Origin of the sequence: Enterocloster aldenensis, from assembly GCF_003434055.1 — a bacterium.
GTDB lineage: Bacteria > Bacillota > Clostridia > Lachnospirales > Lachnospiraceae > Enterocloster > Enterocloster aldenensis.
The window spans coordinates 26922-40767 of sequence record NZ_QVEX01000029.1; the positions used below are offsets into that span (position 1 = coordinate 26922).

Here is a 13846-nt window from a genome sequence, read left to right on the forward strand (position 1 = left end):
AAAGCGGGTGAAGCTGTGGTAGAGTTAGATAATTTTAAATATACGTTATCAACGTATGACAAACCATTAGTGGAAGTGAGGGATTCACTTTGACCTGGATAACAAGGTCAGACGAATCGATGAATTAGATAAATCCATGGAAGAGCCGGGATTCTGGGATAACCCTGAGAAGTCCACAAGGATGGTCAGGGAAGCCAAGAACCTGAAGGATGAAGTGGAGACGTTTAGGGAGCTGGAGCAGGAGTATGAGGACATCCAGGTCATGATCCAGATGGGATATGAGGAAAATGACGCCTCCCTGATTCCGGAGATTGAAGAGATGCTGGGCCATTTTTCCGACACCCTTGAGAAGATGCGCATGAAGCTTCTTCTGTCCGGCGAATATGACAGCAACAACGCCATACTGCGTCTTAATGCAGGGGCAGGCGGCACGGAGTCCTGTGACTGGTGCAGCATGCTTTACCGCATGTACTGCCGCTGGGCAGAGAAAAAAGGATTTAAGACAGAGGTGCTGGATTTCCTGGACGGGGATGAGGCCGGTATCAAGTCGGTTACGGTGCAGATTAACGGGGAAAATGCCTATGGTTATCTGCGCTCTGAGCACGGTGTGCACCGCCTGGTCCGCATATCGCCCTTTAATGCGGCCGGAAAGCGCCAGACCTCCTTTGTATCCTGCGATATCATGCCGGATATACAGGAAGATATTGACATAGAGATTAACCCGGATGACATCCGTATCGACACCTACCGTTCCAGCGGTGCAGGCGGACAGCATATTAACAAAACCTCATCCGCCATCCGTATCACCCATTTCCCCAGCGGAACCGTGGTTACCTGCCAGAATGAGAGGTCCCAGTTCCAGAACAAGGATAAGGCCATGCAGATGCTTAAGTCCAAGCTGTTCCTGCTCAAGCAGGAGGAGCAGGCTGCCAAGGCTGCCGGTATCCGGGGAGATGTAAAGGACAATGGATGGGGAAGCCAGATCCGTTCCTATGTACTCCAGCCATATACCATGGTCAAAGACCACCGGACCGGCGAGGAGAGCGGCAATGTGGATGCGGTATTGGACGGAAACATTGATTCATTTATCAGTGCATATCTGCGGTGGATGAGTTTGGGATGCCCGGATAAGAATGCGGTGACAGAGGATTAATGGATTAGGAACAATCATGAACAGGCCTGGAGTATTGAGTGATTCAGGCCTGTTTTTTTGTATTTATCCCATCAGCAGGCCTAAGAATACGGCCAGAAGTATGGTTCGGGGAATGGATGATTTCCGTTTAAGCAGCGGTTTTCAGATTGCTGTCAAGAAAGCAGCTGGAGTGTTTGGTCCGGGTTCCGCCTGATTTCCTGCTGCTACCGGAAGCATGGCATAAAAAGTGGTTGCATTTTCAATGGAATTGTGCTAATATCTTCCTCGTGAGTACAGATGTATTCCTAATGCGGACATGAATGCGGACCTATGAAAGGATTAAAGAATGGAAGACAAAAGCAAATACTTTGTGGTAAAGCAGAAGGCGGTGCCGGAGGTCCTCTTAAAAGTGGTGGAGGCCAAGAAGCTTCTGGAGACAGAGCGGGCCATTACGGTGCAGGAGGCAACGGATAAGGTGGGGATCAGCCGCAGTTCCTTTTATAAATATAAGGATGACATTTTCCCGTTTTATGACAATACCAAAGGCAAGACCATTACCCTGGTGGTACAGATGGATGACGAACAGGGGCTTCTCAGCGATCTGCTTCACGTGGTGGCTGTGTACAGGGCGAATATCCTTACTATCCATCAGAGTATTCCGGTTAACGGCGTGGCCACCCTTACCCTGAGCGTGGAAGTCAGGGACAACACGGGCAATGTGTCCAGCATGATTGATGAACTGGAGGAGCTGGAGGGGATACATTACGTTAAGATCCTTGCCAGGGAATAGGCAATCGGGAATGAACAGATATGGTGCCGGCGGCACGGCAATGAAAATAAGACACAGGGAGCGTAAGGATTATGATTAAGACAGCAATAATGGGATATGGAACAATCGGTTCCGGCGTGGCAGAGGTATTGGAACAGAACAAGGACGTGATTGCAAAACAGGTGGGCCAGGAAGTGGAGTTAAAATATGTGCTGGACCTGAGGGAGTTCCCGGACAGCCCTGTGGCAGACAGGATTGTCCATGATTTCAAGGTGATAGAGCAGGACGAGGAGGTAAGGATCGTGGTGGAGGCCATGGGCGGGCTGAACCCGGCCTATCCGTTTGTCAAGGCCTGCCTTCTGGCTGGAAAGCATGTGGCCACATCCAACAAGGCCCTGGTGGCTGCCTATGGAACCGAGCTTTTGGCCATTGCCAGGGAAAAAGGCGTGAATTTCCTGTTTGAAGCAAGCGTGGGCGGCGGCATCCCAATCATCCGGCCCATGTACCGGTGCCTGATGGGGGAGAGGATTGAAGAGATTACGGGAATCCTGAACGGCACAACCAACTTTATCCTGACCAAGATGGATAAAGAGGGTGAGTCATTTGAAAATGCGTTAAAGGAAGCGCAGAACCTGGGGTATGCGGAGCGCAACCCGGAAGCTGACGTGGAAGGCCATGACACCTGCCGTAAGATAGCTATCCTTACTGCCATGGCAACGGGCAGGGAAGTGGATTATGAGGATATCTACACAGAAGGGATTACCCGCATTACGGATATTGACTTTAAGTACGCGGAAAAGATGGGGACCTCGATAAAGCTTTTCGGCACCAGCCGCATCAAGGACGGCAAGGTGAATGCATTTGTGGCTCCTGTGATGATCCAGAAGAATAACCCGCTTTATTCTGTCAATGATGTGTTTAACGGGATTATGGTTAAGGGCAACATGCTGGGGGTTTCCATGTTCTACGGAAGCGGCGCCGGAAAGCTTCCCACTGCCAGCGCAGTGGTGGCGGACATCATTGAAGCTGCCCAGAACCTGGACCACAACCTGGCCATTGGCTGGTCCGGTGAAAAGCAGGCCATTGAATCCATGGACCAGGCAAGGTTCCGCTATTTTGTCCGTGTGGCTGGTTCCTGCCGCAACAAGGAGCAGGATGTGAAGCGGGCCTTTGGCAAGGTGGAGGTTGTGGAGCTCTACGGCATGGATGAGTTCGCAGTGCTTACATCTGAGATGTCAGAAGGGGAATTTAGGGCAGCGGCAACCGCATATGACAGTGCTGAACAGGCCAGGTCTGAATATGGGATTAAACAGATGATCCGGGCAATGCTGTAGAGGGTACGGGAATATATGACAGAAATCATTGAATGGATGACACGGATGACAAGGCAGGGTTTTCCCTGCCTGTTTCATCTTTTAACCGGACTGTACTGCCCGGGCTGCGGCGGTACAAGGGCGGTGCGGGCCATGGCGGCCGGGAACCTGAGACTGAGCTTCCAGTATCATCCCCTGGTCCTTTATACGGCGGCAGTGCTGACCGTGGAACTTTTGAGCCTTGCCATATCAAAGGCAGCAAAAAACCCCAGATGGTATCTGGGGCATGAAACACTGTTTGTGTATATAGCGGCAGGGATTATCGTGGTCAACTGGATAGGCAAGAATGTGCTGCTGGTATTCTTTGGCATTGACCTGCTGCCGGCATGGGGATGAAATCCCAATCAGAGATGGATCCAGGAGGAACCGCCGGACAGGTGCATCTGCTGCTGGATGCGGTTGATGTATTCGTTGAATTTAGGTCCCATCACAGGGTCGCTGAGGATTTCATAGTAACATCCCAGCAGGTAGAAAAAGAAGAAGGTAAGCGCAATGGCAAGGCCGCTGAGCACAATGCCGGTGATTGCACGGGCATTGAAGCTTTTCCTGCCGCTGACATCCGCATTCCTTGACATGATGGCAAGGACGATGCCGATGATGCCGCAGATCATCCCGGTAGGCGTGTTGCTGCCGCTGACAAGGGATACCGGAAAATAAAAGAAGCTGCAGATCATCCCTGTGATTCCTGCTATCATGGAGCAGGTTGCCAGGCGCTCTGAGGAAGTGGATTCCTTGGGATTCCTGGGCTGTTTGCCGGTGTTGGGGTTTTGGCTATTATAAGTTTCATTCATAATTCTGAACAGATACCTTTCTTTAAGTCCTTACGGTAGTTTTTCTGTAGTTATCCTGCTTATTTTATCACGAATTAAGCGCTGTGTCCAGATGAAGACAATTCCATTGTAACAGAACTTGCATAAGAAGAAGGGATGAACTATAATATATAAGTTAGTTAGATTACAGATAGGTGAGGATTACCCATGGACATTATTAAGAAACTGGCGGAAGAACTGAATATTGGCCGCCACCAGGCAGAGGCAGCTGTAAAGCTGATTGATGAAGGCAACACCATTCCCTTTATTGCCAGATACCGTAAGGAAGCCACAGGCTCCCTGGACGATGAGGTCCTGCGCAATCTGGATGAACGGTTAAAATATCTGCGTAACCTGGAAGAACGCAAGAACCAGGTCATCGCATCCATTGCAGAGCAGGAGAAGCTGACGCCTGAACTGGAGCGCAGTATCAGGGATGCACAGACCCTGGTGGCTGTGGAGGATTTATACAGGCCCTATAAGCCAAAGCGCCGGACCAGGGCCATGATTGCAAAGGAAAAGGGCCTGGAGCCATTGGCGGATTTAATCAGCATGCAGATGGTGAAGGAGCCTTTGCTGCAGGCGGCCGCTGCCTACATTTCCCAGGAAAAGGGCGTGGAAACCGCGGAAGATGCCATCCAGGGGGCCAAGGATATCCTGGCAGAGCGCATCTCGGACAATGCGGAGTACCGCACTTATATCAGGAATGCAACCATGAACAAGGGCGTGGTCCAGTCCTCGGCCAAGGATGAGAAGGCCCAGTCCGTGTATGAGATGTACTATAATTATGAGGAGCCGGTTAAAAAGTGCGCCGGACACAGGATCCTGGCGCTGAACCGCGGGGAGAATGAGAAGATACTTACGGTCAAGATTGCGGCCCCGGAAGACCAGATACTCATGTACCTTGAGAAGCAGACCATTGTAAGGGACAACCCCCATACCACGCCTGTGCTGAAGGAGGCTGCGGCCGACAGCTATCAAAGGCTCATCGGCCCGTCCATTGAGCGTGAAATCCGCAGCGGGCTGACGGAACGGGCAGAGGAAGGCGCGATTAAGGTATTTGGCAAGAATCTGGAACAGCTGCTGATGCAGCCTCCCATTGTGGGACGGGTTGTCCTTGGATGGGACCCGGCCTTCCGTACGGGCTGTAAGCTGGCTGTTGTGGACGGCACGGGAAAAGTGCTGGATACAGTGGTGATTTATCCCACGGCGCCCCAGAACAAGGTGGCGGAATCCAAGAAGATATTAAAGGATTTTATTAAAAAATATAACATTTCCCTGATTTCTGTTGGAAATGGAACGGCCTCCAGGGAATCCGAGCAGATCATCGTGGACCTTTTAAAAGAAATCAAGGAGCCGGTGCAGTATGTGATTGTTAATGAGGCAGGCGCATCCGTATATTCCGCCAGCAAGCTTGCCACGGAGGAGTTCCCTAATTTTGACGTGGGCCAGCGCAGCGCCGTATCCATTGCCAGACGCCTTCAGGACCCGCTGTCAGAGCTGGTAAAGATTGACCCCAAGTCCATTGGCGTGGGACAGTACCAGCATGACATGAACCAGAAGCACCTGGGCGCGGCCTTGGAAGGCGTGGTGGAGGACTGCGTGAACAAGGTGGGCGTGGACCTGAATACTGCATCCGCATCCCTGCTTGAATACGTATCCGGCATCAATAAGGCCCTGGCTAAGAACATTGTTGCCTACAGGGAGGAGAACGGGGCGTTTAAGAACAGGAAGCAGCTGTTAAAGGTTGCCAAGCTTGGACCTAAGGCATTTGAACAGTGCGCTGGTTTTATGAGGATTACGGGCGGGGAAAATCCCCTGGACGGCACCAGTGTGCATCCTGAGAGTTATGAGGCGGCCAGAAAGCTTCTGACCCGGCTGGGATATGACCTTTCTGAACTGGGCCAGGGAGGAATCAAAGGAATCGGCAAAAAGATTGTTGATTACAGGAAAATGGCGTCCGAGCTGGAAGTGGGTGAGATTACCCTGCGCGATATTGCGGGGGAACTGGAAAAGCCTGCCAGGGACCCAAGGGATGAGATGCCAAAGCCGATTCTCAGAAGCGATATCCTTGAAATGAAGGATTTAAAGCCGGGCATGGTCCTTAAGGGGACGGTGCGCAATGTAATTGACTTTGGCGCCTTTGTGGACATCGGCGTGCACCAGGACGGCCTGGTACATATCTCACAGCTGACCGACAAGTATATCAAGCATCCGCTGGAGGCGGTAAGCGTGGGGGATATTGTGGAAGTAAAGATCATCAGCGTGGATCTGGCAAAGAAAAGGATTGCCCTTACCATGAAAGGAATTTAGTCATGACAGTGTTTGAAACATGGAAACCAGAGGAGACATATGAGCTGGGTAAGAAGATGGGGGAGGAAGCCGTGCCGGGCCAGGTCATCTGCCTGAACGGCGACCTGGGTGTGGGCAAGACCGTATTTACCCAGGGGTTTGCGGCCGGCCTTGGGATTGAGGGGCCGGTGAACAGCCCTACCTTTACCATTGTCCAGCAGTATGGGGAAGGACGGCTGCCCCTGTATCATTTTGATGTTTACCGCATCGGCGATATCAGTGAGATGGATGAAATCGGCTATGAGGACTGCTTTTTCGGGGACGGCGTGTGCCTGATTGAGTGGTCCGGGCTGATTGAAGAGATTCTTCCTGAGCATGTGACGAAAGTAGCCATTGAGAAGAACCTGGAACATGGGTTTGATTACAGGCGGATTTCAGTGGAGGAGACGTGATGAGAGTATTAGGAATTGAAAGTTCATCCCTGGTTGCCAGCGTGGCCCTGGTAACGGATGATATAATGACAGCCGAATACACGGTAGATTTCAAGAAGACCCATTCCCAGACGCTCCTGCCCATGCTGGATGAGATCGTAAAGCTGCTGGACCTGGACCTGGATACCATTGACGCCATTGCCGTGGCGGGGGGGCCTGGTTCCTTTACCGGCCTGCGCATCGGCGCAGCCACTGCCAAGGGACTGGGACTGGCCCTTAAAAAGCCTTTGGTACATGTTCCTACCGTGGATGCCATGGCATATAATATGTGGGGGGCGTCAGGCCTTGTGTGCCCGATCATGGATGCTAAGAGAAGCCAGGTATATACCGGGCTTTATCATGTGGAGCACGGCCTTGAGGTGCTGATGGAGCAGTGTCCCATGGATATGAGGGAGCTGGCCCGTCTCCTGAACGGGAGAGGGGAGCGGGTCATATTTCTGGGGGACGGCGTGCCTGTGTACAGAAGCATCATTGAAGAGGAAATGCAGGTAAGCTATGGATTTGCACCGGCGCAGATGAACCGGCAGAGGGCGTCCTGCGTGGCGGTCCTGGGAATGACGGCGCTTGCGGAAGCAGGCAGCAGCGGGTGCGGGACTGGAGCCGGGGATTACTGCGGCGCCCGTCTTGTGGGCGCGGCTGATTTTGCCCCGGATTATCTGAGGAAACCCCAGGCAGAACGCCAGCGTGAGGCGGAGCTTTCCGCCAAGGGGGCTGCTGCCAAGCTGCCGGGCGACTATTGATTTAAAATTATGCAGTGAGGATTGGTGTATGGAGTTAATCAGAGGGGTGCGCCCCATGACTGCCCGGGACATAGAGGCTGTGACCGGCCTGGAGCAGGTTTGCTTTTCGGAAAAATGGTCAGAGGGCCTGCTTCGTTCCGGCCTGGACAGCAGGCTGGACACGTACTTTGTTTACGAGGACCACGGTCAGGTTCTTGGATACAGTATCATAAGGATACTGGCAGATGAAGGCGAGATACAGCGGATTGCCGTCCTGCCCGGTTACCGCAGGCAGGGAATCGCAAGGAAACTCATGGACGCCATGGTCACTTTTTCCAGAGCAAGGGGGGTGCGTTCCATTGCCCTGGAGGTCCGCGAGGGCAACACCGGAGCCAGAAAGCTTTATGAATCCTATGGTTTCAGGCAGGAGGCCCTGCGAAGGGGGTATTACCGTAATCCGCCCGAGGATGCAATCATCATGTGGAACAGGGGAATATGAAACAATTTCCACTTAAAATATGTATATTTTGTGTATATAATGGAGAGGAATCGGACATTCCTCTTCATTTTGCATTGAGCACGCAGTGTTCGTCTTATGGAGGATAAAGGGGATGGATGAGAGGACATGATGAAAGAGAAAGGCGAGGGTTCATATGAAAAGGTACAATAGGAACGGGCAGCTGGAGGCAGTACTTTGCAACTGCTGCGGAAAGAAGCTGGTTGTGGAGCATGGGATCATCCGTGAAGGCTCCATCGGTATTGACCATGCATGGGATTATTTTTCCGAAAAAGACGGACAGGTCCATCATTTTGACTTATGTGAAGACTGTTATGATGAATGGATTTCCGGCTTCAGGCTGCCGGTGGAAACCGAGGAACAGATTGAATTATTATAGGCATTTTAAGGATTATTAAGAATGGATTAGGCTTTTATTAAGCCTATTGCCGGACTTTCCTTTTTCTGTTATGTTGGAATCACAACAGAGAAATGCTGCCGCCCGGGCAGCATAAAAGGAGGAAAGTATCATGAAAAAATGTATCAGATGGATGAGCCTTGCGGCAGTGGTTTTTGCGGCCGCAGGCGTATTGTGGGGCTGCGGATCCGGCGCGGGCAGGGAGGCATCGGCAACCATGGCTGCACAGCCACCCCCTGCCGCCAACACCTATGCCGCCAAGGCCGCGGAAACCATGGCTGCCATGGAGGCCGCAGTACCCGGTCCGGTCATGGATGACGGTTCCATGCCGGAAGACGGTGAAGGAAGCCCGATGGTGGCCCACAACACGGAGGAGTACCGCTATAACCCGGAAAATCCGTTCATGGCAGTGTCAGGTGCGCCCCTGTCCACCTTTGGGGCAGATGTGGATACGGCATCCTATGCCAACATCCGCAGGATGCTTCTGGGAGGAAGCCCGGTTCCGGAAGATGCGGTGCGCATTGAGGAAATGCTTAACTATTTCTATTATGATTATCCGGAACCCAAGGAACAGGAACCGTTTTCCGTAACCACCAGGCTGGCGGAATGTCCGTGGAATCAGCCCCACAGCCTGCTTCAGATTGGACTTCAGGCTAAGAAGCTGGATGAGGATGCGCTGCCTGCCTCCAATCTGGTATTCCTGCTGGACGTATCCGGATCCATGGATGCCCCGGATAAACTGGATCTGGTCAAACGTGCATTTCTCACGATGACAGAGAACCTGAAGGACGGGGATTCCGTTTCCATTGTCACCTATGCGTCATCGGATAAGGTTGTGCTGGACGGCGCGTCCGGCAGTGACAGGACCAGGATCATGACTGCCATTGAAAACCTTGAGGCAGGAGGAAGCACGGCGGGTTCCAAGGGTATTAAGACCGCATATGAACTGGCGGAGAAGCATTTCATAAAGGGCGGCAACAACCGTGTCATCCTAGCCACTGACGGGGACCTGAACGTGGGCGTCACCAGTGAGGGCGGCCTGACACGCCTGATTCAGAAGAAAAGGAAAAGCGGCGTGTTTTTATCCGTCCTGGGATTTGGGACCGGGAATATCAAGGATAACAAGATGGAGGCCCTGGCGGATAACGGAAACGGACAATACGCCTACATAGACAGCATGGCTGAGGCCAGGAAGGTGCTGGTGGAAGAGATGGGAGGAACCCTTTTCACGGTTGCCAAAGATGTTAAGTTCCAGGTGGAATTTAATCCGGCCAAGGTAAAAGGATACCGTCTCATCGGTTATGAGAACCGGGTCATGGCTGACCAGGACTTTGATGACGATACAAAGGACGGCGGGGAAATCGGCGCCGGCCACCGGGTGACAGCCCTTTATGAAATCATCCCGGCCGGTTCCGCTGATGCGCTGCCGTCCCCAAGCCTTAAGTACCAGCAGGCAGCTGGAACGGCGGCTGATAAAACAGATGATGGGACAGACCATGAATCAGACCGTGAAACAGCAGAGGCCCCTTCCTTTAACGATGAATGGCTTACCGTGAAAATCCGCTATAAGGATCCGGACTCCGACAAAAGCAGCCTGCTTGAATATCCGGTTAAGGATGACTGCTACTACTCCGAGATGCCCGAGGATATGGACTTTGCTTCCTGCGTGGCTGAAACAGGACTGTTATTAAAACATTCGGAATACGCTGGGGATGCATCCTATGGGTCGGTCATCGGCAGGCTGCAGGATATGAAGCGTGTAAAGGAAGACGATTATAGCGGGGAGTTTCTTTATCTGGTGAAAAGGGCGGCCGGATATTGACGCCGGGGTCTGTCTGAAAATTCATTCCCGTCATCTGCACGCCCCATAAATGGAACAATGGAACCGGGATGACCGTGGCATGCCCATGTAAGGGCGGTCCGGTCATCCCGGTTTTTTGCTGCCCATGGCACGCGGATATAAGAAGACAGCGGGGCATCCCTTTATTTTCATCCATATCCTACAGAACTTTTCCGGCCTCCTCTTGATTATTCAATACAATCTGTGTTATGATTTCCAAAGTTGACAAGAAAAGATGAGGAACGGATATGTTAGATATATGTTTATTAGGAACCGGGGGAATGATGCCTCTTCCATACAGATGGCTCACCTCCATGATGGCAAGGTGCAGGGGAAGCAACCTGCTGATTGACTGCGGAGAGGGCACCCAGGTGGCGTTAAAGGAAAAGGGATGGAGTCCCAAACCCATTGACGTCATCTGCTTTACCCATTACCATGCAGACCATATCAGCGGCCTTCCGGGACTGCTTCTGACCATGGGCAATGCGGAGCGGATGGACCCCCTTACGCTGGTTGGCCCCAAGGGGCTAGAGCGGGTGGTCACTGCCCTGCGCACCATTGCGCCGGAGCTGCCCTTTGAGCTGAAGTTCAAGGAGCTGACAGAGAACAGGGAACACATGGAGTTCGGCCCATATGTGATTGACGCCTATAGGGTAAACCACAATGTGATCTGTTACGGGTATTCCATTTCCATTCCGCGTACCGGGCGGTTTGACGTGGAGAGGGCAAGGGCCGGGGCAATCCCGCAAAAGTTCTGGAGCCGTCTGCAGAAAGGCGAGGAGATTGAACATGAGGGAAGGCTGCTGACCCCAAAGATGGTGCTGGGACCTGACAGGAGGGGACTGAAGGTAACGTACTGTACGGATACCAGGCCGGTGCCTGTGATTGCAGAATATGCAGCTGGTGCGGACCTTTTTATCTGTGAGGGCATGTACGGTGAAAAGGATAAGGCTGCCAAGGCAAAGGAATACAAACATATGACCTTTTACGAGGCAGCGTCCCTGGCCAGGGATGCGCAGCCTGGGCAGATGTGGCTGACCCATTACAGTCCTTCCCTGACAAGGCCCGAGGAATATATGGATGAGGTGCGCAGCATTTTCCCGCGGGCAAAGGCTGCCAGGGATGGCTGGACCCTGGAACTGGAATTTGATGAAGATTAGTGGAGATGGGATCATGATTGGAAATACTTCAGAGGATATTTTAATATTGGCAATAGAAAGTTCCTGCGACGAGACAGCTGCATCCGTGGTGAAGAACGGAAGGACCGTGCTGTCCAATGTAATTTCGTCCCAGATTGCAACCCATACCGTATATGGAGGCGTGGTTCCGGAGATTGCTTCCAGGGAGCATATCAAGGCTGTGAATTACGTGATAGAGCGGGCGCTGGCAGAGGCGCAGACAAGCCTTGAGGAGATCACTGCCATCGGTGTGACCTACGGACCGGGGCTGGTGGGGGCTTTGCTGGTGGGAGTGGCGGAAGCCAAGGCACTGGCCTATGCTGCTAAAAAACCGCTGATTGGAGTGCATCATATAGAAGGCCATGTATCTGCTAACTTTATTGAGAACCCGGACCTTAAGCCGCCCTTCGTGTGCCTGATTGTATCCGGCGGACATACCCATCTGGTGATTGTAAAGGACTACGGTGAATTTGAAATCATTGGCCGTACCAGGGATGACGCTGCAGGCGAGGCATTTGATAAGGTGGCCAGGGCCGTGGGGCTGGGATATCCGGGCGGTCCAAAGGTTGACAAGGCTGCCAGGGAAGGCAATGCCCATGCCATGGAATTTCCCAGGGGCAAGGTGGACGGCTCGCCCTATGATTTCAGCTTCAGCGGCCTTAAATCAGCAGTGCTGAACCACATCAACCATGCCCGCATGGTTGGCGAGGAGATAAATGTGCCCGACCTGGCGGCCTCATTCCAGAATTCCGTGGTGGAATCCCTGGTAAGCAGGGCCATACTGGCTGCCCGGGAGTTTGGTTATAAAAAGCTGGCCATTGCAGGCGGTGTTGCAAGCAATTCAGCCCTCAGGAGCGCCATGGAGGAAGCCTGTAAAAAAGAAGGTATAAAGTTCTATCATCCCTCGCCCATATTCTGCACGGACAATGCGGCCATGATCGGCGCTGCTGCGTATTATGAGTATTTAAAGGGAAATGTCTCAGGCTGGGATTTAAACGCGGTCCCTAACCTGAAACTCGGTGAACGGTAAGGAGAGCGGATTCCATGGAGAAGCAATATTGTACGGCTGTTGTGCTGGCAGCTGGCAGAGGGGCCAGGATGGGTACCCGGACAGCAAAGCAGTATCTGGAAATCGGAGGCATGCCGGTGGTGGTCCATGCGCTTCTGGCCTTTCAGGAGTCCCCTGTGATTGACGAGATCATCCTGATGACAGATGCCGGCCATCTTGGATACTGTAAACAGGAAATCGTGGAGGCATACGGTCTGGACAAGGTATCCACGGTAGGGGCCGGCGGCCGGGAGCGGTATGAGAGCGTATGGAAGGCGCTCTGCACCATTATGGACCAGGAAGAGTGGGAAGATGAGGCACGGTGCAGGGCAAGACAGGAAGGGTATGTATTTATCCATGACGGCGCCCGCCCCTTTGTGACCCCCGAAATCATAGCCAGGGCATATGAGGATGTGGTGCGGTGGAAAGCCTGTGTGGTGGGGATGCCTGTGAAGGACACCATCAAACTGGTTGACACGGACAGCTGCATCGTGGACAGCCCCAGGCGCAGTCTTGTGTGGCAGGCGCAGACGCCCCAGGTGTTTGCCGTGCCCCTGATTGCAGAGGCGTTTGCCCGTCAGATGAAGAAAGACTGCAGCAATGTGACGGACGACGCAATGGTGGTGGAAGCCCAGATGGGAGTAAAAATCCACATGACCCAGGGCAGCTATGAGAACATAAAAATCACCACGCCTGAAGACCTTTTGATAGCCGAAACCATGTTAAATAAAAAAAGTTAAAAAAGGTGTTGACTTATGTCGAAATACATGATAGACTATCCGAGTTGCCACTGAACAGGGCAGCACAGAAAAACAGAGAAAAAAAGTTTTTCAAAAAGATTTAAAAAAACACTTGACAAAACTGCTAATCTTCTGTAATATAGAAAAGCACGTTTGGAGAGATATCGAAGTGGTCATAACGAGGCGGTCTTGAAAACCGTTTGTCCGCAAGGGCGCGTGGGTTCGAATCCCACTCTCTCCGCTGCAGACGGATTCTATGATTTGCCTGCGGAATTAAATAAATGGTGTGATGCTTTTAAAACAGAAGCGCACACAGGAATCAGCCAAGCAGAAGTACCCAAGCGGCTGAAGGGGCTCCCCTGGAAAGGGAGTAGGTCGTTAGTAGCGGCGCGAGGGTTCAAATCCCTCCTTCTGCGTTCGGCATATGACATTTTGGACGAGACAGATTGTCCTATGTGGAAATGCCCCGTACCTTAACAATTGAAGACTGAATAATACACAAACCCTGAAAATTCTAAAAAACAGAAGGCCTGGTTTGGGC

General features: G+C 52.3%; 14 protein-coding genes and 2 tRNA genes. 15 read left to right on the plus strand and 1 reads right to left on the minus strand.

The window, feature by feature from the left end; genetic code table 11:
* Window positions 1–15: 15 nt before the first annotated feature.
* The 4 genes from prfB to DWX59_RS27555 all read left to right on the plus strand — a co-directional run bounded on the left by prfB (window position 16) and on the right by DWX59_RS27555 (window position 3610).
* Window positions 16–1153 (plus strand): peptide chain release factor 2 gene (gene prfB, locus DWX59_RS27540; protein WP_117563361.1). Its coding sequence is split into 2 segments (ribosomal slippage): window positions 16–90 and window positions 92–1153, totalling 1137 coding nucleotides; the frame shifts between segments, so codons are not numbered across the junction.
* A 325-nt stretch (window positions 1154–1478) separates the two neighbouring features.
* A complete protein-coding gene (locus tag DWX59_RS27545; protein ID WP_117563348.1) occupies window positions 1479–1922 on the plus strand; it encodes an ACT domain-containing protein in 444 nt (147 codons plus the stop codon).
* 71 nt (window positions 1923–1993) lie between these two features.
* Complete coding sequence (locus DWX59_RS27550) at window positions 1994–3235, plus strand: homoserine dehydrogenase (protein ID WP_117563349.1); 1242 nt, start codon at window positions 1994–1996, stop codon at window positions 3233–3235.
* A gap of 15 nt (window positions 3236–3250) precedes the next feature.
* On the plus strand, window positions 3251–3610 hold the full coding sequence (locus tag DWX59_RS27555) for a DUF2752 domain-containing protein (RefSeq protein ID WP_117563350.1): 360 nt from the start codon (window positions 3251–3253) through the stop codon (window positions 3608–3610).
* A gap of 8 nt (window positions 3611–3618) precedes the next feature.
* Here DWX59_RS27555 and DWX59_RS27560 read toward each other — a convergent pair whose 3' ends face one another.
* Window positions 3619–4065: a DUF4190 domain-containing protein gene (locus DWX59_RS27560; RefSeq protein WP_180215823.1), complete on the minus strand. Its 447-nt coding sequence runs from the start codon at window positions 4063–4065 to the stop codon at window positions 3619–3621.
* A 186-nt stretch (window positions 4066–4251) separates the two neighbouring features.
* On the opposite strand from DWX59_RS27560, the gene DWX59_RS27565 reads away from it, so the two are divergent.
* From DWX59_RS27565 to DWX59_RS27615, 11 genes are all read left to right on the plus strand, one after another.
* Window positions 4252–6396, plus strand: a complete 2145-nt coding sequence (locus tag DWX59_RS27565) for a Tex family protein (protein ID WP_117563352.1) — start codon at window positions 4252–4254, stop codon at window positions 6394–6396.
* Window positions 6397–6398: 2 nt separating this feature from the next.
* On the plus strand, window positions 6399–6827 hold the full coding sequence (tsaE, locus tag DWX59_RS27570) for a tRNA (adenosine(37)-N6)-threonylcarbamoyltransferase complex ATPase subunit type 1 TsaE (protein WP_117563353.1): 429 nt from the start codon (window positions 6399–6401) through the stop codon (window positions 6825–6827).
* The gene (tsaB, locus tag DWX59_RS27575; protein ID WP_117563354.1) at window positions 6827–7606 is read left to right on the plus strand and encodes a tRNA (adenosine(37)-N6)-threonylcarbamoyltransferase complex dimerization subunit type 1 TsaB; all 780 of its coding nucleotides are present in this window, start codon (window positions 6827–6829) and stop codon (window positions 7604–7606) included. The genes tsaE and tsaB overlap by 1 nt, the downstream gene beginning before the upstream one ends.
* A 28-nt stretch (window positions 7607–7634) precedes the next feature.
* The gene (gene rimI / locus DWX59_RS27580) at window positions 7635–8084 is read left to right on the plus strand and encodes a ribosomal protein S18-alanine N-acetyltransferase (protein ID WP_117563355.1); all 450 of its coding nucleotides are present in this window, start codon (window positions 7635–7637) and stop codon (window positions 8082–8084) included.
* A 154-nt stretch (window positions 8085–8238) separates the two neighbouring features.
* Window positions 8239–8481, plus strand: a complete 243-nt coding sequence (locus DWX59_RS27585; protein WP_008726514.1) for a hypothetical protein — start codon at window positions 8239–8241, stop codon at window positions 8479–8481.
* 130 nt (window positions 8482–8611) lie between these two features.
* A complete protein-coding gene (locus DWX59_RS27590) occupies window positions 8612–10321 on the plus strand; it encodes a vWA domain-containing protein (RefSeq protein ID WP_117563356.1) in 1710 nt (569 codons plus the stop codon).
* A 266-nt stretch (window positions 10322–10587) separates the two neighbouring features.
* Window positions 10588–11499 (plus strand): ribonuclease Z, encoded by a 912-nt coding sequence (locus DWX59_RS27595; protein ID WP_117563357.1) that lies wholly within the window; start codon window positions 10588–10590, stop codon window positions 11497–11499.
* Between the two features lie 13 nt (window positions 11500–11512).
* Window positions 11513–12547: a tRNA (adenosine(37)-N6)-threonylcarbamoyltransferase complex transferase subunit TsaD gene (gene tsaD, locus DWX59_RS27600; protein ID WP_117563358.1), complete on the plus strand. Its 1035-nt coding sequence runs from the start codon at window positions 11513–11515 to the stop codon at window positions 12545–12547.
* Window positions 12548–12561: 14 nt separating this feature from the next.
* Window positions 12562–13305 carry a 2-C-methyl-D-erythritol 4-phosphate cytidylyltransferase gene (ispD, locus tag DWX59_RS27605; protein ID WP_117563359.1) on the plus strand — a complete coding sequence of 248 codons (744 nt, stop codon included), beginning with the start codon at window positions 12562–12564 and terminating at the stop codon, window positions 13303–13305.
* Between the two features lie 155 nt (window positions 13306–13460).
* Window positions 13461–13546: transfer RNA gene (locus DWX59_RS27610), tRNA-Ser, on the plus strand.
* A gap of 86 nt (window positions 13547–13632) precedes the next feature.
* A tRNA-Ser gene (locus DWX59_RS27615) sits at window positions 13633–13721 on the plus strand.
* The last annotated feature ends 125 nt before the right edge of the window (window positions 13722–13846 follow it).